This window comes from Bradyrhizobium sp. 157, assembly GCF_023073815.1.
Classification (GTDB): Bacteria; Pseudomonadota; Alphaproteobacteria; order Rhizobiales; family Xanthobacteraceae; genus Bradyrhizobium.
Map to the genome: position 1 here is coordinate 27,692 of NZ_JADPKF010000080.1, position 19,703 is coordinate 47,394.

At 63.8% G+C, this 19,703-nt stretch carries 20 protein-coding genes; 18 read left to right on the forward strand and 2 right to left on the reverse strand.

The genetic code is table 11. The annotated features are described in order from the left end of the window. Window positions 1-5 precede the first annotated feature (5 nt). From IVA95_RS21350 to IVA95_RS21410, 13 genes are all read left to right on the forward strand, one after another. Entirely contained in the window at window positions 6-443 is a 438-nt protein-coding gene (locus IVA95_RS21350; protein ID WP_057842976.1) for an SRPBCC family protein, read from the forward strand. A gap of 1 nt (window position 444) precedes the next feature. Beyond that, window positions 445-888: an SRPBCC family protein gene (locus IVA95_RS21355; protein ID WP_247512258.1), complete on the forward strand. Its 444-nt coding sequence runs from the start codon at window positions 445-447 to the stop codon at window positions 886-888. Window positions 889-904: 16 nt separating this feature from the next. Then, on the forward strand, window positions 905-1,723 hold the full coding sequence (locus IVA95_RS21360; RefSeq protein WP_247512259.1) for an FAD binding domain-containing protein: 819 nt from the start codon (window positions 905-907) through the stop codon (window positions 1,721-1,723). Window positions 1,724-1,729: 6 nt separating this feature from the next. Then, complete coding sequence (locus IVA95_RS21365) at window positions 1,730-2,209, forward strand: (2Fe-2S)-binding protein (protein ID WP_247512260.1); 480 nt, start codon at window positions 1,730-1,732, stop codon at window positions 2,207-2,209. A gap of 11 nt (window positions 2,210-2,220) precedes the next feature. After that, window positions 2,221-3,798, forward strand: coding sequence for a xanthine dehydrogenase family protein molybdopterin-binding subunit (locus tag IVA95_RS21370; protein WP_247512261.1), 1,578 nt, complete (start codon window positions 2,221-2,223; stop codon window positions 3,796-3,798). A 2-nt stretch (window positions 3,799-3,800) separates the two neighbouring features. Further along, complete coding sequence (locus IVA95_RS21375) at window positions 3,801-4,823, forward strand: molybdopterin cofactor-binding domain-containing protein (RefSeq protein WP_247512262.1); 1,023 nt, start codon at window positions 3,801-3,803, stop codon at window positions 4,821-4,823. Window positions 4,824-4,831: 8 nt separating this feature from the next. Further along, a complete protein-coding gene (locus IVA95_RS21380) occupies window positions 4,832-5,713 on the forward strand; it encodes a MoxR family ATPase (protein ID WP_247512263.1) in 882 nt (293 codons plus the stop codon). Next, on the forward strand, window positions 5,710-6,828 hold the full coding sequence (locus IVA95_RS21385) for a VWA domain-containing protein (RefSeq protein ID WP_247512265.1): 1,119 nt from the start codon (window positions 5,710-5,712) through the stop codon (window positions 6,826-6,828). The genes IVA95_RS21380 and IVA95_RS21385 overlap by 4 nt, the downstream gene beginning before the upstream one ends. Then, on the forward strand, window positions 6,825-7,715 hold the full coding sequence (locus IVA95_RS21390; protein WP_247512266.1) for an amidohydrolase family protein: 891 nt from the start codon (window positions 6,825-6,827) through the stop codon (window positions 7,713-7,715). Before IVA95_RS21385 ends, IVA95_RS21390 begins: the two co-directional genes overlap by 4 nt. Before the next feature lie 43 nt (window positions 7,716-7,758). Beyond that, on the forward strand, window positions 7,759-8,607 hold the full coding sequence (locus IVA95_RS21395) for an MBL fold metallo-hydrolase (protein ID WP_213251370.1): 849 nt from the start codon (window positions 7,759-7,761) through the stop codon (window positions 8,605-8,607). 19 nt (window positions 8,608-8,626) lie between these two features. After that, window positions 8,627-10,204: an isochorismatase family protein gene (locus tag IVA95_RS21400; RefSeq protein ID WP_247512267.1), complete on the forward strand. Its 1,578-nt coding sequence runs from the start codon at window positions 8,627-8,629 to the stop codon at window positions 10,202-10,204. 13 nt (window positions 10,205-10,217) lie between these two features. After that, on the forward strand, window positions 10,218-10,844 hold the full coding sequence (locus IVA95_RS21405) for an NAD(P)H-dependent oxidoreductase (protein WP_247512268.1): 627 nt from the start codon (window positions 10,218-10,220) through the stop codon (window positions 10,842-10,844). Between the two features lie 73 nt (window positions 10,845-10,917). Continuing rightward, window positions 10,918-11,931 (forward strand): NAD(P)-dependent alcohol dehydrogenase, encoded by a 1,014-nt coding sequence (locus IVA95_RS21410; protein ID WP_247512269.1) that lies wholly within the window; start codon window positions 10,918-10,920, stop codon window positions 11,929-11,931. Window positions 11,932-11,963: 32 nt separating this feature from the next. Here the strand turns inward: IVA95_RS21410 and IVA95_RS21415 are convergent, their stop codons facing one another. Further along, window positions 11,964-12,842: a DUF2066 domain-containing protein gene (locus IVA95_RS21415; RefSeq protein ID WP_247512270.1), complete on the reverse strand. Its 879-nt coding sequence runs from the start codon at window positions 12,840-12,842 to the stop codon at window positions 11,964-11,966. 532 nt (window positions 12,843-13,374) lie between these two features. On the opposite strand from IVA95_RS21415, the gene IVA95_RS21420 reads away from it, so the two are divergent. From IVA95_RS21420 to IVA95_RS21435, 4 genes are read left to right on the forward strand one after another with little or no spacing between them, the layout of a single operon-like run. Next, complete coding sequence (locus tag IVA95_RS21420) at window positions 13,375-14,460, forward strand: efflux RND transporter periplasmic adaptor subunit (RefSeq protein WP_247512271.1); 1,086 nt, start codon at window positions 13,375-13,377, stop codon at window positions 14,458-14,460. Between the two features lie 47 nt (window positions 14,461-14,507). Beyond that, on the forward strand, window positions 14,508-15,188 hold the full coding sequence (locus IVA95_RS21425) for an ABC transporter ATP-binding protein (protein ID WP_057842962.1): 681 nt from the start codon (window positions 14,508-14,510) through the stop codon (window positions 15,186-15,188). Next, the gene (locus tag IVA95_RS21430) at window positions 15,185-16,345 is read left to right on the forward strand and encodes an ABC transporter permease (protein ID WP_247512272.1); all 1,161 of its coding nucleotides are present in this window, start codon (window positions 15,185-15,187) and stop codon (window positions 16,343-16,345) included. The genes IVA95_RS21425 and IVA95_RS21430 overlap by 4 nt, the downstream gene beginning before the upstream one ends. Before the next feature lie 2 nt (window positions 16,346-16,347). Next, window positions 16,348-17,538 (forward strand): ABC transporter permease, encoded by a 1,191-nt coding sequence (locus tag IVA95_RS21435; RefSeq protein ID WP_247512273.1) that lies wholly within the window; start codon window positions 16,348-16,350, stop codon window positions 17,536-17,538. Window positions 17,539-17,543: 5 nt separating this feature from the next. On the opposite strand, the gene IVA95_RS21440 is transcribed toward IVA95_RS21435, so the two are convergent. Then, window positions 17,544-18,521 (reverse strand): tripartite tricarboxylate transporter substrate binding protein, encoded by a 978-nt coding sequence (locus IVA95_RS21440; RefSeq protein ID WP_247512274.1) that lies wholly within the window; start codon window positions 18,519-18,521, stop codon window positions 17,544-17,546. Window positions 18,522-18,596: 75 nt separating this feature from the next. Here IVA95_RS21440 and IVA95_RS21445 point away from each other — a divergent pair, with 75 nt between their 5' ends. Then, complete coding sequence (locus tag IVA95_RS21445) at window positions 18,597-19,682, forward strand: LysR family transcriptional regulator (RefSeq protein ID WP_247512289.1); 1,086 nt, start codon at window positions 18,597-18,599, stop codon at window positions 19,680-19,682. Window positions 19,683-19,703: the final 21 nt, after the last annotated feature.

Below are 19,703 nucleotides of genomic sequence, written 5' to 3' on the forward strand. Positions count from 1 at the left end.
GCGTCATGGCCCGGGTCTACGTCTCCACTGTCGTCAACGCTCGCAACGATCGCGTCTGGGCGCGCGTGCGCGACTTCAACGGGTTGCCGAATTGGCATCCCGCGATTGCGGAGAGCCGCATCGAGGGCGGCGAGCCCGCAGACAAGATCGGATGCGTGCGGGATTTTCGCCTGCGCAACGGCGATCGTATCCGCGAGAAGCTGCTCGGGCTGTCCGACTACGACATGTTCTGCACCTACTCCATCCTGGAATCCCCGATGGGCGTGGAGAACTACGTTGCAACGCTGCGGCTGACGCCTGTGACCGACGGCGACCAGACGTTTCTGGAGTGGACCGCCGAGTTCGACTGCGCACCGGAGCGGGAGAACGAGCTCGTCAGCAACATCGGAACCGGCGTGTTCCAGGGCGGATTCGACGCGCTCAAGCGCGCCTTCGGAGGCTAGCGTGCCGCATGTCGTCAAAAGCACGATCCTCAACGCGCCGACCGGTGTGGTCTGGAATGTGCTGCGCGACTTTAACGGCCACGACCGCTGGCATCCGGAGGTCGCCACCAGCACGATCGAGCGCGCACAGCCCGCCGATAAGATCGGCTGTATCAGACGCTTCAAGCTGCAGGACGGCTCGGAGCTGCGCGAGCAACTGCTGGCGCTTTCGGACCTTGAACAGACCTTCAGCTACTGCCTGCTCGATACGCCGATCCCGATGTTCAACTATGTCGCCCATGTACGCCTGCTTCCGGTCACCGACGGCGACCGCACGTTTTGGCATTGGGAATCCAGGTTCACCACGCGCCCCGCGGATGCCGAACGGCTGACGCAGATGGTCGCGGAACAGATCTATCAAGCCGGCTTCGATGCCATTCGCCAGCACCTGAAGGAGGCCGCATGAAAGCGGAGGCAATACCATGCCCGTTACGGTGAAGACATTCGCGAGTTTTGGCGAGGCCGCGTCGGCATTGTCGTCCGACCGCAGCGCGCGTTATCTCGGCGGTGGCACGCTTGTCATGCGCGCGCTCAACGAGGGCGACGTCTCGATTTCCACCGTCGTGCGTGCCACCGACCGCGCACTGTCTCATATTGATGTCGCAAGCTCGCGCGTGACGATCGGCGCCGGCGTCACCTTCGCGAGAATTCTGGCCGAGCGCGAACTCGCCTTTCTGCACGCCCCAGCTCGTTCAATCGGCGGGCCGGCCGTGCGTAACATGGGCACGGTGGGCGGCAATCTGTTCGCGCCCAACCCTTATGGCGATTTCACCGTCGCACTGCTCGCGCTAGATGCGACTGTTTCCGTCCAGGGCGGTCTTGGTGCGCGCGACATGCCTATCGAAGAGTTCCTGCAATCCCGCGAACGCCAGAGCGGCGCGCTGGTGCTAGCCATCTCCTGCCAGCGGCCCGCAAGCGCCGACGCTTTCCGCTATCGCAAGATCGCGCGCATCAAGCCCAAGGGCGGCTCGGTGATCACGCTTGCCGCGCACCTGCCAGTCAGCGGCGGCCGCATATCGGGAGCCCGCATCGCGCTCGGCTCGATGGCCGCCACGCAAATTCGCGCCAGAGCCGCCGAGCGCGCGCTGGAGGGACGTTCGCTTGACGATGCGGCGATCAACGCTGCTGCGGCGGTAGCCGCCGAAGGTATGTCGCCCACAGACAATGCCTTTGGCAGCGCCTGGTATCGCCGCGAGATCGTCGGCGTTCACCTTCGTCGCCTGTTATCCGGGCTGGAGTAAGCCATCATGACCAAGACCGCGCTCCAGTTTCGTCACAATGGCCGCGACGTCGCGCTATTCGTCGACGGCGGCGTCAATCTGCTGGTCGCGCTCCGCGAACAGATCGGCGACATGACGCCGAAATTCGGCTGCGGCCAGGGCGGTTGCGGGGCCTGCAGCGTGCTGATCGATGGCGAGCTGCATCTCTCCTGCCTGACGCTGGCGGAAGCCGCGAACGGGCGCTCGGTCGAAACACTGGACGGGCTGAAGGACGGTCCCAACCTGCATCCGCTGCAGCGCGCCTTCATGGAGCAGTTCGCGGCCCAATGCGGCTACTGCACGCCGGGCATGCTGATGGCGGCGAAGGCGCTGCTCGATCGCAATCCGTCGCCGAGCCGCGCCGAGGTCATCGAGGCGATCTCCGGCAACATCTGCCGCTGCACCGGCTACGAGCCGATCATCAACGCCGTGCTCGCCGCCGCTGCGAGTGGTCGCGCACGCGCCTAAAGGGAACGACCATGCTGGAACTGCGCAAGGACATCTTCGCCGACGAGCGCGACGAAAATTTGAAAGAGATCGGAAAGGGCACGCAGCGCCAGGACATGCTCGGCCATGTCACGGGCACTTCGACCTATTTCGATGACCATAAGCTGCAGGGCATGCTGCATCTGAAAGTATTGCGCAGCCCGCATGCACATGCCCGCCTGCGCCGCATCGATACGATGGAAGCGGAACGTTCGCCCGGCGTTCGCCGCATCATTCGCGGCGCCGATGTGCCGCGCAATCTCAATACGCTGCTCAGCCTGATCAATTTCGGCAAAGACGACGAGCCGTCGCTTGCGGTCGACAAGGTGCGCTACAAGGGCGAGCCCATCATCGCGGTTGTCGCCGACACTCCGCGAGAAGCCTATGAGGCGATGGCGAAGGTGCGCGTTGACTACGAGCCGCTGTCCGCAGTGTTCGACGTCGAGGAAGCCCTGAAGCCGGGCGCGCCCGTCGTCAACGAGGTCTACCCCAAGAACACCTTCATCTATCACGACGTCTATGATCACCAGAAGCTGCGCTTCGGCGATGTCGAGCGCGGCTTCGCCGAGGCCGATCACGTCCTCGAACAGCGCTACCAGATGTCGCCGATCGAGCATGCGCCGACCGAGACCAACGGCTCGATCGCAGCCCCCGATACCAACGGACGTTATGTCGTCTACACCTCGACGCAGGCGCTGTTCTTCTCGCTCGATACCTGCGCCAAAATCCTCGACGTCCCCTCCAACACCTTCCACTTCATCGGCGGAACCGTCGGCGGCGGCTTCGGCGGCAAGGTGGATACGCTCACCGAGCCGCTCGCCATTCTCGGCGCGATGCTGACCGGGCGTCCGGTGCGCTACCAGCTCGGCCGCGAGGAGGAGATGCAGTTCGGCTCGCCGCGCGGCGCCGAGCGGATCTACATCAAGGACGGCATCAAGCGCGACGGCCACATCGTCGCCCGCAAGATCTGCGCCTATTTCGACAGCGGTGCCTATACGCGGCTTTCAAGTTACGCCGTGGTCAAATGCGTGGCGCACCTGCCCGGCCCCTACACGATTCCGAACGTCCATGGCGACGTCTACTGCGTGTTCACCAACCGGACGCCGGCCACCGCGATGCGCGGCTTCGGCGTCACGGCGATGGACTTTGCGCTCGAATGCCAGATGGACAAGCTCGCCCATCTCGTCGGCATCGACCCGATGGAGTTCCGCATCCTCAACGCCTACCGCGACGGTGACATGAAAGCACACCGGCGTGAGGCCAAGAACACCGCGTTGATCGAATGCGTCCAGGTCGCCGCCGAAAAAGCCAAGTGGCCGCTGCGCGAAGAGTTCAAACGCATGTCATCGCGCAAGGACGGCGGCGTCAGCCGGGCGGCGATATCGCCGACGCCGATCGAGCCTGTCCCGCAACGCGCCGCGGTCTCACAGCAGCGGACCACCTACGATCGCGCGCCTCCTGCGCCGATCCACGAACCGCCGCCACCCGCGCCGCCCCCTCCTCCAAGGCCGCCATCGCCATCACACGGCGCCACGCGCTTTTCTTCCGTCTTCGGCACCAGGAGGCGCTGACCATGGCAAAGCATCGCGGACGCGGCATCGCCTCGATCAACTATCCCATCGGCATGAACCTCGGCGGCGACCCCAGCCAGGCGCTGGTTCATTCCAACCCCAGCGGCAAGTTCACCGTATCGCTGTCGTCGATCGACCTCGGCCAGGGCATGAAATCGGTGACGCGGCAGATCTGCGCGGAGACGCTCGGCGTGCCGGTCGAGGACGTCTATGTCGATACCGCTGATTCCGACACCGGACCGCACTGCATGGGCTCGTTCGCGTCACGCGGCACGCACCGCGTCGGCAACGCGGTGATGGCGGCAGCCAGGGAGGCGCGCGGCGTCATGATGGAGGCCGCCGCCGAGGAACTGGAGGTCAACGCTGCGGATCTTGAGACCGACGGGCGCGGCAACATCCACGTCAAAGGCGCGCCGCACCGTTCGATCTCCACCAAGGACGTCGCGATCGCCGCGCAATTCAAGCAAGGCAAGACCATATCGGGACGCGGCATCTTTCTGGTGCCGTTATCTGAGGTGAACCCCGAGACCGGCGAAATGTCGCCGGCGACCTGCTACGCGCACGCCTGCCTGGTCGCCGAGGTCGAGGTCGACGACGAGACCGGCGAGATCGCGATGGTGCGCATGGACAGTGCATACGAACTGGGCCGCGCGCTCAATCCGCGGCTGGTGGAGCAGCAACTCGTCGGCGGTGCGTGGATGGGGATCAGCCACGCGCTGTTTGAAACGCCCGAGCCTTATTATCCCGATCCGGCGCACGGCCCGCGCGATTTCGTCGAATACCTGATGCCCGGACCCGGTGACATCTGCCCGCACGATATCGCGGTGCTGGAACGCCCCGCGGCCGACGGACCGTTCGGCGCCAAGGGCCCGGGCGAGATGTGCGCCAATCCGGTGCTCCCTGCGGTCGCCAACGCCATCTTCAATGCGGTTGGCGTGCGGATGGATGAATTGCCGATCACGCCGGAAAAAGTTTTGCGGGCGATCAAGGCCCAAGGCGGCGCACGACCGCAGGCACGGCGCTGAGGCAGAACATGACGGTCCGCGGCAACATCGTCGGCATCGACAGCCCGGAGGCGCTGGAGCGAGCGTTGCGGACGGCATACTACCTTGCGGACGAGGGCCTAGCGACGGCAGCCTACCTTGCGCTGGCGCTTGGCAAGCCGCTGCTGCTGGAAGGCGCGCCCGGCGTCGGCAAGACGGAAGCCGCAAAAGCGATCGCCGCCGTCCTCGGCCGCCGCCTGATCCGCCTGCAATGCTATGAAGGAATCGACGCAGCCGCCGCGCTTTACGAGTGGAACTATCCGCGCCAGATGCTCGCGATCCGCCAGGCGGGCGAGGAGACGATCGACATCTATGGCGAGACGTTTCTGATCGAACGGCCGATGCTCGCCTCGTTGCGCGCGCCTGACTCCACTGTCCTACTGATCGATGAAATCGACCGCGCCGACCAGGAGTTCGAGGCCTTTCTGCTGGAATTCCTCTCCGATTTCCAGATTTCCATTCCCGAGCGTGGCACCGTTCGCGCCGCCGAGCGCCCGGTCGTCGTGCTGACCTCAAACCGCACCCGCGATCTGCATGAAGCGTTGCGCCGCCGCTGCGTCTATCACTGGATCGATTATCCCACTGCCGAGCGCGAGGCGCGTATCGTCATGATGCGGGCTTCCAGTGTCGCCGAAGCGACCGCGCGCGCGGTCGTCGCCGCCGTCGGCAAACTCCGGCGCGAACCGCTCAGCAAGGCGCCCGGAATCGCGGAAGCCGTGGACTGGGCCGAAGCCGCCACACTGCTGCACGCGCGCGGCGCCCGCTGGCCGGATGCGTTCAAGCGCTCGATCGGGGTTGCACTGAAGGACGAGGAGGATCTCACCTTCATCTCCGGCCGGCTCGACGCCCTGATTGCGGAGGCTGCCGCGTGAGCGACGAACCTCAATTGCCACGCGCTGCCGGCGTGTTCGTATCCTTTGTCGCTCTATTGCGCGCCAACGGATTTGCAGTGGCGCCGGAACAAACGACTACGTTCCTGGCCGCCATCGAGTTGCTGGGTCCGCGCAGCCTCGAAGCCATTCGGCAGGCTGGATTGGCAACGCTCGCGCCGCCACCCGAGCGGCGCGCGACCTACGACCGGCTGTTCGACATCCATTTCCTCGGCAGCGAAGCAATCGATCGCGCGGGCGCCGAAGATGAGGAAGTGGTTCGCCTGCAGGAGGAAGGCCGCGGTGAGGACGAAACATTGCTCGCCGATGAAGCCAACGAATCAGGACTTGCCGCCGCCCGCGCGGAAGCGCTGGTCGAACGCCGCTTCACGCCGGGCGCGACCGGCGATGTGCTGCGCCGGCTCTCGCGCGAGGCGCCTGCGCGGCTGCCACGGCGGCGCGGTCACCGGCGCAGGCGCGCCCGGCGCGGTCCCTGGGCCGATCTGCGGCGAACCTTGCGCGAGAGCGTGCGCAACGACGGCGAAGTGCTGCGGCTCGGCCGGCTGAAGCGGCGCACCCGGCCGCGTAAGATCCTGCTGCTGATCGACGTCTCCGGCTCGATGAAGGGACGCACCGACGACAACATGAAGCTCGCGCATGCGCTGTCGCACGCGGCTCCCAACGTCGAAGTGTTCACCTTCGGCACCCGCCTCACCCGCGTCACCCGCGCGCTCCGTCTCAAGCGCCGCGAGCAGGCGCTGTTCGCCGCCGCGCATCTGGTCAGCGATTGGGACGGCGGCACCCGCATCGGCGACGCACTGCAGGCGTTCCTGGCGGTACCGCGGTTCGGCAGCTATGCGCGTGGCGCCGCCGTCGTCATCCTCTCCGACGGGCTCGAACGTGGCGATCCCTCCGCGCTACGCGACGCCGTTGCAAAGCTGTCGCGGCGCGCCTGGCGCCTGAGCTGGCTAACGCCGCTGGCGTCGGGCCCCGGCTTTCAGCCGCAGACCGAAGCGCTGATCGCGATCCGCCATTTCGTGGATGATCTGGGCGATGGCGGCTCAACCGCCGCGATCGTTTCGCATGTGCTCTCGCTTGGACAAAGGAAGGCCGCGTGACCGATATCGTCGATGCCCATCACCACATCTGGCGCCAGGCCGACCTGCCCTGGCTTGTCGGCCCGATGCAGCCGCGCATCTTTGGCCCCTATGAGCCGATCCGCCGCGACTATCCGATCCAGGAATATCTTGGTGACCTCGCAGGCTCCTGCGTGACGCGGTCGGTCTACGTGCAGACCAACTGGGCCAACGATCGCTTCGAGGACGAAACGGCCTGGGTGCAAGAGACCGCAAAGGACCATGGCTGGCCGCACGCTATCGTCTCCTACGCCGACTTCAACGTCGATGATATCCGCCCGCAGCTTGATGGTCTGGCGCGCTATCCGCTGGTGCGCGGCGTGCGCATGCAACTGCATTGGCACGAAAACCCGCTCTATCGTTTTGCCGCGCGACCGGACCTCTGCGCCGATCCGAAGATACGCCGCAACATCGCGCGGCTCGCCGATTATGGCTTCAGCTTCGATCTGCAGGTGTTCGCGCCGCAAATGGAAGATGCCGCAGGCCTCGCGGAAGCCTGTCCCGATGTAACCTTCATCCTGCAGCACGCCGGCATGCTGGAAGACCTTTCGCCGCAGGGTCGATCCGCCTGGCGCACCGGCATGACCCGGCTCGCGGCCTGCCCGAACATCGTCTCAAAGCTTTCCGGGCTCGGCACCTTCATCCACCGCAACGACCCGGCGCACGTAGCCGGTGTTGTCACCGAAACGGTCGCGATCTTCGGCGCCGAGCGCTGCCTGTTCGGCTCCAATTTTCCGATCGAGAAACTCTGGACCAGCTATCGCGAACTGATCGACGTCTATCTCGCCGCGACGGCCGCGCTTGCCGCGGATCAGCGCGACGCCGTTCTGCGAACGACTGCTTTGCGCGTCTACCGGCTTGACCGATGACGGCGCGCGGATCCGCCAATGAAAAGGATGTGGGAGGGAACAGATGCCGCTTGAAATCAAGATCCTGGACTATGGGGATATCGAACTGGAATCGAGCTTTCTCGTGCTCGGCCGCGATTGCGGCCGGACCCGCCGTGTCCTGACGCTCGGCTTCCTGATCGTCGGCGGCCCCTATCCGGTGGTGATCGACACCGGCTACCGCTCCAACCAGATCATGGAAACGCTGGGCATGCGCGGGCTCCAGTTCCACGAGAACATGATCGAGAACCAGCTTGCGCGCCACGGCGTGCGCATGGGCGACGTCCGTTTCGTCTGCCACACCCATCTGCACATCGATCATGCCGGCAAGGACGATCTGTTTCCGATGAACACGACGGTAGTGCTCAACCGCAAGGAGCTGGAATATTCCGTCTCCGGCCTGATGCATCCGCAATATCCGGCGCCCGATATCAAGCATCTGATCGACCGCCTGCACACCAAGAGCGCACTGCGCTTCCTCGATCTCGAAGTGACCGGGCCGATCGAGCTGATGCCGGGCGTCTATTGCGAGGCCGCCAACGCCCACACCGAAGGCTCGATGAACATCCATGTTCACACCGCCGACGGCATCGCCACCATCTGCGGCGACGTGATCTACGATTTCAACGACCAGATCGTGAATCCCTTCCACGAAATCCATGATTGGGAGCCGCGCACCACGGGCAATCACGGCACCAGCAAAAGAGCAGAGAAGGCGGCAATCAAAAAACTCCTGAGCAACTCGCGCTACCTCCTTCCGGTGCACGACCGGCCGGCCAAGATCGAAGGCGGCATGGTGGTCGGCCGGCTGCACGACCAAGTGCCCGGCCCCATCGTTCAGAGCTTGCCGCAACGCCACTGGTTCCCGGCCTGAGCGCTGAAAGGACCGACCGATGACGCACGTGACGCTGCGCCCGGAATTCGAAACGTTGATCGATCCCTATGCGCCGGTCGGCCAGGTCGGCACGGGTTTTGAATTCACTGAGGGGCCGATCTGGCACCCGGTCCATCACTTCCTGCTGTTTTCGGATATGCCGGCCGACGTGCGCCGCCGGTGGGATGCCAAGCGCGGCGTCGTCGAGGTCAAGCGTCCGTCGAACAAATGCAACGGCATGACTTATGACACCGAGCTCAATTTGATCGTCTGCGAGCACGCCACCTCGTCGTTGATCCGCGAACGACCCGACGGAAGGCGCGAGGTGATTGCCTCGCATTTCGAGAATCAGGAGCTCAACAGCCCGAACGACGTCTGCGTACATTCGAACGGCGCGATCTATTTCAGCGATCCCTGGTATGGCCGCATGCCCGTCTACGGCGTCGAGCGGCCGCGCCAGCTCGGCTTCCAGGGCGTCTATCGCGTTCCGCCCGGCGGTGGCCCACCGAAACTCGTGGTCGATCGGCACATGTTCGATCAGCCGAACGGCCTTTGCTTCTCGCCCGACGAGCGCCTGCTTTACGTCAACGATACCACGCAGGCGCTGATCCGCGCCTTCGACGTCGAAGCCGATGGCTCGCTCGCCAACGCGCGCGTCTTCGCCAGCGGCATCCGTTCCGAACTCGAGCCCGGCCTGCCCGACGGCATGAAGTGCGACCAGCGCGGCAATGTCTGGGTCACGGCGCCCGGCGGTGTCTGGGTCTATTCGCCATCAGGCGAGTTGCTCGGCAAGGTGCGCGTGCCCGAACTCGTCGCCAATCTCACCTGGGGCGGCTCTGATTTTCGCACGCTCTATCTGACTGCCACGCATTCGGTCTATGCGATTCCGGTCAGGGCCGGACCGCGCCACGAGCCCTATATGAGCGGCCGCACCTCGTCCGGTCCTGATACGGCCTCTGCCACGCCTGCCTCACCACAACTTACCGGCGGCGACATGCAGCTCGATCCTCGGCGCTGCGCGATGATCATTCAGGATTTGCAGAACGACGTGATCATGGAGGGTGGCGCATTCGCCGATTCCGGATCGCCGGTTCATGCGCGGCAGCAGCGGGTGGTCGATAATGTTCGCCGCTTGGCGGAGGCGGCGCGGGCGCGCGGCGTCGTCATCATCCATGTCTGGTTCATCGTCGAACCTGGCGCGCCCGGCGTCACGCTCAACGCACCGCTGTTCGAAGGTCTGGTCGACAGCGGCGCGATGGTGCGCGGAAGCTGGGGTGCCGCCCCGGTGCCGGGGCTTGAGCCGCGCGCCGGCGATTTCATCGTCGAGAAGATGCGCATGAGCGCCTGGGAAGGCACGCGGCTGGAGACCATCCTGAAGGCGACCGGCCGCGACATGATCATCAACACCGGCGCCTGGACCAACATGTCGGTCGAGCACACGGCCCGCACCGGCGCCGACAAGGGCTACTTCATGATCGTGCCGGAAGACTGCTGCTCGACCATGAACGCAGACTGGCACAACGCCTCCATCAACTTTGCGATGCAGAACGTCGCCGTCGTCACCAACGCCGATGCGGTTATCAGGGGATTGGGATGACCAGAGCACGGCCATGCCAAAACTCTTTCACCTGAGCTGCTCGCCGCGCGCGGATTCGGAATCCTCAGCCGGCGCGCGCGTCTTTGTCGACCGCTTTCAACAAGCGCGGCCCGACTGGGACATCGACGTGATGAACTTGTGGCGGGATCACCTGCCGGAGTTCGAAGGCTACGTACTGGAGGCCAAATATGCCCGCATCAACGGGCGGGCCTTCACCGATTCACAGCGCGACGCCTTTGCGGTCACCGAGCGTATCGCGCTCCGCTTCGCGCTCGCCGATCGCGTGCTGATCTCGACGCCGATGTGGAATTTTGGCATTCCCTACAAGCTGAAACAATGGATTGACGTGATCACGCAGCCCGGGCTGGCGTTCCGCTTCGATCCGGCGCAAGGCTATTTGCCCTTGTTCAAGGACCGGCCGACGGTCATCATTCTCGCCAGTGGCAGCGACTTCGTCACCGGCATGAATCGTGGACGCATCGACATGGCGACGCCCTACCTGCGCGAGGCGCTCCGCTTCATCGGCGTCAGCAACGTGCGTTTCGTGCCGATCGGGCCGACCACCGGGCCGTTCGAACCGACCCGGGCGGCACGCGAAGGCGCACATCGGCGGCTGGCCGAGATGGCTGCGCGATTCTGACCCGCAAGGTTGGCGGAACCGGAACATTTGCGGCAATATTGCGCGTACAGGACCGCATCAAAGGAGACTTCCGTTGAAATGTTATGAGCTACAGGGACCGAGCGGAATCGATGGACTTGCCCTCGTGGATAAGCCTGTGCCGACGCCCGGCGACGGCCAGGTGCTCGTCCGGCTCAGGGCGGCAACGCTGAACTATCGCGATCTCATCACCGTCAAGGGCGGCTACGGCTCGCGTCAGAAATTTCCGCTCGTACCGGTTTCGGATGGCGCGGGCGTGATCGAGCGGGTAGGCCCAGGCGTGCGGGAATTCGCAGCCGGCGATCGCGTCATCGGCAGCTTCTTCGAAGGCTGGATCGGCGGCGAACCAAGCGAAGCAAAAATGCGCTCAGCCCTCGGCGGCGCGGTGGACGGGGTCCTTGCCGAATATCGGGTTTTTCCGAAACACGCGCTGGTCCGAACACCGGAGCACCTCAGCGACATCGAAGCCGCCGCGCTTCCCTGCGCCGGGCTCACGGCCTGGAGCGCGATCGTCAAGCTCGGCGGCGTGAAGCCCGGGCAAACTGTTCTGACGCAGGGGACCGGCGGCGTATCCCTGTTCGCAGTTCAGTTCGCCAAAATGTGCGGCGCGCGCGTCATCGCAACCTCATCCAGCGACGCGAAGATCGAACGCCTCAAGCAGCTCGGTGCCGACTATACCTTGAACTACAAGACGACGCCCGACTGGGGCAAGAAAGCCCGCGAATGGAGCGGTCACGGCGTCGACCTGGTCGTGGAGGTGGGCGGGGTCGGTACGCTGAACGAATCGATCCGGGCGACCAGAATCGGCGGCACGATCGCGTTCATCGGCGTGCTCGCCGGGCCGCCGCCATCCGACCTGCGGCTCCCCTTGATGGTCATGCAGCAGCAGCGGCTGCAGGGCGTCACCGTCGGATCGGTCGAGGATCTCCAGGCGATGGCGGATGGGATTGCCGTCAACGGCATGAAGCCGGTGATCGACAGAACGTTCCGTTTCGATCAGGTCAGGGACGCTTTTGCGCACATGGAGAGCGGTGCGCATTTCGGGAAGGTGGCGATCGAGATCAGATGAAGCGCCATCCCGCTAACCCGCGGCCAACTCCGTCAGCGTCGCGGGCGGCCGCCCGGATCGCCGTTGTCTGATAAAATCTGAGCCGTGCCGCCGATGCCACGCCGAAACGCTTCGTCAAACGTAACGCCGCGTACTTCCCAGACGTGCGTCCGGCCTTCCCAGTCAATTCGCCAACGCGTGACCCATCCAAGCTCGCGATCATTCCAAACCAGATGTCCGACCAACGCGAGTTCCCCACCCTGCTCGGTCGCAAGCGGCGCCAGAGCCGACGATGGCCTAGTCTCGAGCTTCGCGCCTTCCAGGCCCGATTTCGCCAACGCGGCCATGCTGGGCAGCACGATGTTCATCCCGCGCCTGTCGGCGGCTGCGAGCAACGCGTCGCGATGCAAATCGGACTGAACTCCATCCGCCGTGACAATAAAATTCCTCGGGCCCTGCTCCATCTCGATGAAAACGGCCAGCCGCGGGCGATGTGAAAGCCATGGCTTGAGGCCGAGCGCCTTGAGGACGCCGTCGATTTTCTTTTCGTCAAAATCGACCGTCAGATCGTAGGGCCGATCGCGGGTACCCTGCTCGTCACGAACAGGCTTGCCTGCAAACTGGTCGCGATAACTGAATGCCCTGACGAAGCTTTTTGCGTTCGATTTGTACGCCGCCAATCGACGGTCGCCCGCGAGTTTCTGTGCGCCGGATACCTTGATCAGGACGTCCTCCAAACAGGAGGCAAAGCCGATGATGCGGTTGCCTTCGCCCTGTCCCGTGACGACAGTCTGCGCCCGATACAGATCAGCTCCCGCCGCCATAGCTCCGGTGCACCAAACCAGGGCTGTTGCAACGAGTATACCGACGATGGTGGCTGCGCCAAGCCATACCAAAACAGGCTGGCGTCTCGTCATAGGCAGATCAACCACGATGAGGCTTCCGCGATTCCTCAAGCTCTTGTCTTGGAACATTGGCTAATGCAAGCCCCAGAAATATCGTTTTAAGAAAGCCCTCCCCGCTGGTGGGCCTTCAACCCTAGCATTATGTATCTTCGCTGGGAAAAACATACGCGCGGGTCCAATGACAGGGTTCCGACCTGCAAGATTTTCCCGAGTTTTGCGGTCATTTCAGGATCGCAGGCGTCTACGCAGGGATCCGCGATGCTGATGTCCTGAAAATTGGCGATGCGGCGCGTACAACTCTTGCTGGTTCCACGAATTGCTTCTATCGCCATTAGGCCTTAGATTTCCGCCATTCGCCTCGTCGAAAACGGGCGCCGCCCGGCGCGCGCGAGAGCTGAACGGGATTTACAACCGAGCTGGGGTCGCCGCCTCACGAAAAAGCGGAGGGCTCGACCGCTGCTATGGCGAGACATGTAGATCGGCTGTAAGAGAGACGGCCCGTGCGAGAACGATGTCGCCCGCGCGGAAGCTGCGGCGAGCAGCCGGATGGAAATGAACGATGCGCGAAGACAAGAGCAAATTGCTGAGATCGCTGACGATCGATCGCAGCGCCACCAAGGTGGAACGACCGAAGAGCCGCCGCTGGCTGCCGATCTCGGCGGCCATTGCCGCCTGCGTCGTCGCCTTTGCCGCCTTTGCCGCCTTCGAATTGCGCAGGCAGGACCAGCCCAAAGAGACGACATCGCAAACCGCACCACAGCCTGCCTCACAGCCGCAAGCGCCGCAGCAGCCTCAGCAGACCGCAACCAATGGCAAGGCGGCTGGCAGCTTGGCTGCCTCCGGCTATGTGGTGGCGCGCCGCAAGGCGACCGTTGCGGCCGAGATTACCGGCAAGGTGGTCGAGGTCTTCACCGACGAAGGCAGGACAGTGACCGAAGGGCAAGTCGTCGCGCGGCTCGACAGCGTGCTGGCTGAAAAGGACTATGAGCTGGCGCGTTCGCGGGTCGAGACCGCCGACGCTGCCGTCGCCGCGATCACCGCCGAGCTGGAGGATGCGACCCGGATTATGTCGCGCGTGCAGACGCTGTCGCAAAAGAATTTTGCCACCGAGGCCGATCTGACCAAGGCGCAAGCGCGCGTCGGCGTGCTCAGCGCTCAGTTGCGTCAGGCGCAGTCGCAGTTCGAGACCGCCAAGATCGACGCCAAGCGCAGCGCCTCGATGCTCGATAAGCATCAAATCCGTGCGCCGTTTGCCGGCGTCGTTGTCGACCGCAGCGCGCAACCCGGCGAGATGATTTCGCCGATGTCGGTCGGCGGCTTCACCCGCACCGGCATCTGCACCATCGTCGACATGGATTCCATCGAAATCGAGGTCGACGTCAACGAGGCCTTCATCGGCCGCGTCAGCCCCGGCGGCGCCGTGCACGCGGTGCTGGATGCCTATCCGGACTGGACCATTCCCGCCTCTGTCATCGCGATCGTGCCGACCGCAAACCGCGAAAAGGCCACGGTGAAGGTGCGTATTCGCTTCGAAAAGAAGGATCCACGCATCCTGCCTGACATGGCAGTAAAGGTGAATTTTCTGCGCGAGGCCAAGGCAAACGACAAGGCGAACGGCTCCGCCGACGCCAGCGCCGCGAACTAGCTCCCGACTGATTCAAAGAGGAGACAAATGTGACAGCCGAACACCCGATGGTTCGCCTTACCGGCGTAAGCAAGCGTTTCACCAAGGGCAAGGAAACCATCTCGATTTTCGACCACCTCGATCTTGCGATTCCCCGCGGTGATTTCGTCGCCGTCATGGGACCGTCGGGCTCGGGCAAGACGACGCTACTCAACCTGCTGGGCGGCATCGATCGCGTCGATGCGGGCGAGATTGCGGTGGCGGACCATCGCATCGACGGTCTCTCCGAGGGCGAATTGGCGGCTTGGCGAGCCGCCAACATCGGCTTCATTTTCCAGTTCTATAACCTGATGCCGATGCTGACGGCGGCGCAGAACGTGGAATTGCCGCTGTTGCTCACCAAATTGCGCAGCAAAGAGCGCGCCGAGCGTGTTCACACCGCGCTTTCCGTGGTTGGGCTTGCCGATCGCGTCAAGCACCGTCCGCGCGAAATGTCGGGCGGCCAGCAGCAGCGCGTGGCGATAGCGCGCGCCATCGTCTCGGACCCGAATCTGTTGCTGTGCGACGAACCGACCGGCGATCTCGACCGTCAATCCGCCGACGAAATCTTATCGATTCTGCAACTGCTCAATGGCGAGCTCGGCAAGACCATCGTCATGGTCACCCACGACCCCGCGGCGGCAAACTATGCCAAGCGCGTCTTGCATCTCGACAAGGGCCGCTTCGTCGAACGGGAGCTTGCCGCGTGAACGACTTCGACCTGGTGCGAAAGAACCTGTTCCGCCGCAAACTGCGCGCGAGCCTGATGATCGTGTCGATCCTGATCGCCTTCATGATCTTCGGCGTGCTCGCCGGATTTTATCGTGCCTTCACCGCCGGCGAGGATGCCGCCGCCGCGGACCGGATGATCACCGTCAACAAGATCAATTTCACCCAGCCGATGCCGATCGCCTATTTCAACCGCGTGCGCGCGGTGGAAGGGGTGCGGCAGGTGACCTTCGCCAACTGGTTCGGCGGCTACTATCAGGACCCGAAGAACTTCATCATGGCGCTTGCGGTCGAGCCGAACACCTATTTCGACGTCTACCGCAGCGAATTCGAGGTTCCGCCCGAGCAGCTTCAGGCCTTCATGCGGGACCGCGGCAGCGCGGTGGTCGGCGAAAGCCTGGCGCAGAAATGGGGCTGGAAGATCGGCGACCGCATTCCTCTCAATAGCAACATCTTCAGCCAGAAGAGCGGCGGCCATACCTGGGATCTCACCATTGCCGGCATCGTCAAGGGCAAGGCCCAGCATGTCGACACCAACTTCCTCCTGTTCCAGTACGCCTATTTCGACGAGACCCGCAGTTTCGGAAAAGACACCATCGGCTGGATGATCCTCCAGACCACCTCCCCCGAACATAACGATCGCGTCGCCAAGACAATCGACGCGATGTTCGCCAATTCCACCGCCGAGACCTCGACCGACACTGAAAAGGCCTTTGGCAAGGCCTTTGCGGCGCAGTTCGGCAACATCGCGCTGATCGTGGTGCTGGTGGTCGGCGCCGCCTTCGTCACCATTCTGATGATCGTCGGCAACACGATGGCGCTGTCGATCCGGGAGCGCACCCGCGAGATCGGCGTATTGAAGACGCTCGGGTTTTCAGGCCCGCGAATCCTGGGAATGGTGCTCGGCGAATCCGTGTTGCTGGCGCTGCTCGGCGGAATTCCCGGACTGGCGATCGCGGCGCTGATCGCCATGGCGCTGCGCAACAGCCTCGCCAACGTCGTGCCCGGTTTTGCCGTATCGCCGACCATAGCTCTGCAGGGGCTGGCGCTGATGATCGCGCTGGGGCTGATCACCGGGATCATCCCGGCGCTCAACGCCATGCGGCTCAAAATTGCAACCGCGCTCGGACGGGGATAGGCATGCGTTCGCTTTGGCTTCAAGTGGCGGCGGTCACCGCCATCAATCTCAAGAGCATCGCGCAGCGCCGCTGGCTTTCGCTCTCGACGGTGATCGCGATCGCACTGGTCGTGATTGTGCTGCTCGCATTCCTGGCGATGGCCAACGGCTTCCAGCGCACCATTGCGGGATCCGGCGCCGACGACATCGCCATCGTGCTGCGGGCCGGCTCGCAGGCCGAGATCAACAGCACGGTGAGCCGCGATCAGGTGCGGTTGATCGAGGATGGACCTGGCATCGCGCGCGGCAGTGATGGCAAGCCGCTGATCTCGCCGGAACTCTATCTTGTGGTCGACGGCATCAAACGCACCACCAAGACCAAGGCCAATCTGCCGCTGCGCGGGATCGGCGAACAGGGCTCCGAGTTGCGCAAGGACGTTCGCATCACCGCAGGCCGCATGTTCAATCGCGGCAGCAACGAAGTGGTGGTCGGCAAGGCATTGCTGCGGGAGTTTGAAGGGCTGGACCTCGGCTCTACGGTATCGTTCGGCGCCACGCGCTGGACTGTCGTCGGCGTGTTCGAGGCCGGCGGCAGCGTGTTCGAATCCGAGATCTGGGCGGATCTCAATGTGGTGCAGAGCCTGTTCAACCGCAACAACATAGTCCAGACCGTACGCGCGCGGCTCACCGGGCCGGCCGCACTGAATGAGCTGAAAAGCTACAGCGACAACGATCCGCGGCTGAAGCTCGATGTCAAATCCGAAGCGAGTTACTTTGCCGAACAGGCCTCGCAAACCTCCGACCTGATTCAGAAACTCGGCTGGCCGCTGGCGATCGCGATGGCGCTCGGAGCTGTCGCCGGAGCGCTCAACACGATGTATTCGTCGGTCGCCGCGCGCGCGACGGAAATCGCAACGCTACGCGCGATCGGCTTCGGCGGCTTCCCGGCTTTTGTCGGAACATTGGCCGAATCCCTGTTGCTCGCCGTCATCGGCGGCCTGCTGGGTGCCGCCGCCACCTATCTGATATTCGATGGCGTCACGGCCTCGACGCTTGGCGGCAACTTCACGCAAGTGGTGTTCGACTTCAAGCTCAGCCCCTCGCTGATTGCCGAAGGCGTCGCACTCGCACTGATCGTGGGCCTGATCGGCGGGCTGTTTCCAGCGCTACGGGCCGCGCGATTGCCCATCGTCGAAGGCCTCTACGCGAACTGAGGGCTCTATTCGCCCTTAAGCCCTGCCACGCGGATCACCTCGCTCCATTTCCGTGTCTCGCCGTCGATGAACTTGCCGAATTCGGCGGCCGAACCGGCGCGTGTTTCCAGCCCCTGGGCGAGCAGCTTCTGTTTCACCTCGGGGTCGGCGAGCGCGCGATTGATCTCTTGCTGCATCCGCTCGACGATTGGCTGCGGCGTACCTGCCGGCGCCATGAAACCGAACCAACCTGAGGCCACCACGTTGGGAAAGCCCTGCTCGCGCAAGGTCGGAGCCTGCGGGTAGATGGCACTGCGCTCGGCGGAGGCGACACCCAGCACGCGGAAATCGCCGTTCTGGATGTGCGGTAACGCCGTGCTGATTGCGGTCAAGGTGGCGTCGACGCGGCCGGCGAGCAGCTCCGTGTACGCCATCGCATCGCCGCGGTACTGCACGTTGAGGCCCTTGACGCCGGCGTCTCTCAGCAGCAACTCGGCCGCCAAATGCGGTTGGGAGCCGGCGCCCGGCGAGGCGAAGGTCAGGCCATCAGTCTGCGACTTGCCGTAGGCGATCATCTCCCGCAAATTCTTGAAGCTCGCCTTGGCATTGACGATCAGAAACAGCGGCGCCATGACCGTCATCGCCACCGGCTGCAGATCCTTGCGCTCGTACTTCAATTTTCCGAACAGCGCTTCGGCGGTGGCATAGGGCGCGGCGGCATAGAGGAAGGTGTATCCGTCCGGCACGGCGCGCGCGACCAGCTCGTTGGCAATGCGCGTGCCCGCACCCGGCTTGTTCTCGACCATGAACTGTTGCCCCAGGCTGCGCCCGAACTGCTCGGCCAGGATGCGCAGCGAGATGTCGTTTGCCCCGCCGGCGCCGTAGGGCGACACCAGCCGCACCAGCCGTGACGGCCAATCGCCTTGGGCAAATGCCTCGAAGCCGGAGCCGGCCGAGAAGCAGGCGGCGATCGTCCCGAGCAGGGTTCGGCGTGTGACTTTCATGAATGCCTCGTTGAGGCCGCCCGAAGGTGCGGTGCAGCCCGTCGCGTCCATCCCATTTTTATCCGAGCCGCATTGGTGCGATCGCAGACATCGCTGGACTCGTCTCATCGAGGCCGCAACGATAGATACGCGCCTTCTATCGAACAATGCGTATTTTTTGACCGATTGATAACCTCATCCTATGAATACGGGAACGGCGACGCTGGGGGACCCGACATGGCGATGGATGTGACAGTGCGGCAGTTGCGCGCCTATGTGGCCGTGCTGGAGACCGCGAGCTTCTCGGAAGCCGCCAAGGCCATGCACTTGTCGCAGGCAGCGTTGTCGGGCCTGATCAAGGAGCTTGAGAGTCGCGTCGGCCTCCGCCTCTTGGACCGCACCACCCGCAAGGTTTCCGCTTCCGCCGTCGGCGAGAGCTTTGCGCCAATGGCGCGGCGCGTGCTCTCGAACCTGGACGAGGCGCTGGAGAGTCTGACCAACCTGAAGGAGCTGCGCCGCGGGTTGGTGCGCGTGGCCGCGCCCGAGACCTTATCGTGCACGCTGCTTCCGGAGCTGATCGCTGAATACAATAATAGCCATCCCGGCGTGGACGTCCGCTTTGACGACGTGCCGATCCAGGAGGTGCTCGCCGGCTTGCAGAACGGCTCTACCGACATCGGCTTCGGGCCGGCCGGCGTCGTCCCGGATCAATCGGTCGAGGTACACATGATTTGCGCCGACCCGCTCTGGGCGGCTTTGCGCAGCGATGACCCGCTGGCAAAAGGCAAGTCGGTTAGTTGGAAGGATCTACGCGAGCGGCCCGTGCTCAACTACATGCCCAACATCGCCATCAACGTGTTGAGCAACGTGCCGCCCAGGCATCACCCAAAGGAGCTGGTGCCGGTCCACCGGGTGAACACCGCGCTATCGATGCTGCGCGTGAGACAAGGCGTTGTAATCTGCCCCTCGATGGCGGAGCCGCTGGTGCGCGCCTTCGGACTGACATTCCTGCCGCTCACGCAACCCACGGTCAAATGGAAGATCGCGATGTTCGTCCGGAACAGCGCATCGCTCTCGCCCGCCGTGGAGAGTTTTCGCGACTTCACGCTGGATTTCAGCACGAACTGGGCGGCCACAGGAATCGAGCGCCGGCGCACGAATGAGCGACGCAAGCGCATGTAACAAAGAGCATCGCGGGTAAGT

What these genes read in the sequence shown, in the direction of transcription:
- IVA95_RS21350 (WP_057842976.1), top strand. Translation starts at nt 6, where the DNA reads ATGGCCCGGGTCTACGTCTCCACTGTCGTCAACGCTCGCAACGATCGC.
- IVA95_RS21360 (WP_247512259.1), top strand. Translation starts at nt 905, where the DNA reads ATGCCCGTTACGGTGAAGACATTCGCGAGTTTTGGCGAGGCCGCGTCG.
- IVA95_RS21365 (WP_247512260.1), top strand. Translation starts at nt 1,730, where the DNA reads ATGACCAAGACCGCGCTCCAGTTTCGTCACAATGGCCGCGACGTCGCG.
- IVA95_RS21370 (WP_247512261.1), top strand. Translation starts at nt 2,221, where the DNA reads ATGCTGGAACTGCGCAAGGACATCTTCGCCGACGAGCGCGACGAAAAT.
- IVA95_RS21375 (WP_247512262.1), top strand. Translation starts at nt 3,801, where the DNA reads ATGGCAAAGCATCGCGGACGCGGCATCGCCTCGATCAACTATCCCATC.
- IVA95_RS21380 (WP_247512263.1), top strand. Translation starts at nt 4,832, where the DNA reads ATGACGGTCCGCGGCAACATCGTCGGCATCGACAGCCCGGAGGCGCTG.
- IVA95_RS21395 (WP_213251370.1), top strand. Translation starts at nt 7,759, where the DNA reads ATGCCGCTTGAAATCAAGATCCTGGACTATGGGGATATCGAACTGGAA.
- IVA95_RS21400 (WP_247512267.1), top strand. Translation starts at nt 8,627, where the DNA reads ATGACGCACGTGACGCTGCGCCCGGAATTCGAAACGTTGATCGATCCC.
- IVA95_RS21405 (WP_247512268.1), top strand. Translation starts at nt 10,218, where the DNA reads ATGCCAAAACTCTTTCACCTGAGCTGCTCGCCGCGCGCGGATTCGGAA.
- IVA95_RS21420 (WP_247512271.1), top strand. Translation starts at nt 13,375, where the DNA reads ATGCGCGAAGACAAGAGCAAATTGCTGAGATCGCTGACGATCGATCGC.
- IVA95_RS21425 (WP_057842962.1), top strand. Translation starts at nt 14,508, where the DNA reads ATGGTTCGCCTTACCGGCGTAAGCAAGCGTTTCACCAAGGGCAAGGAA.
- IVA95_RS21435 (WP_247512273.1), top strand. Translation starts at nt 16,348, where the DNA reads ATGCGTTCGCTTTGGCTTCAAGTGGCGGCGGTCACCGCCATCAATCTC.
- IVA95_RS21440 (WP_247512274.1), bottom strand. Translation starts at nt 18,521, where the DNA reads ATGAAAGTCACACGCCGAACCCTGCTCGGGACGATCGCCGCCTGCTTC.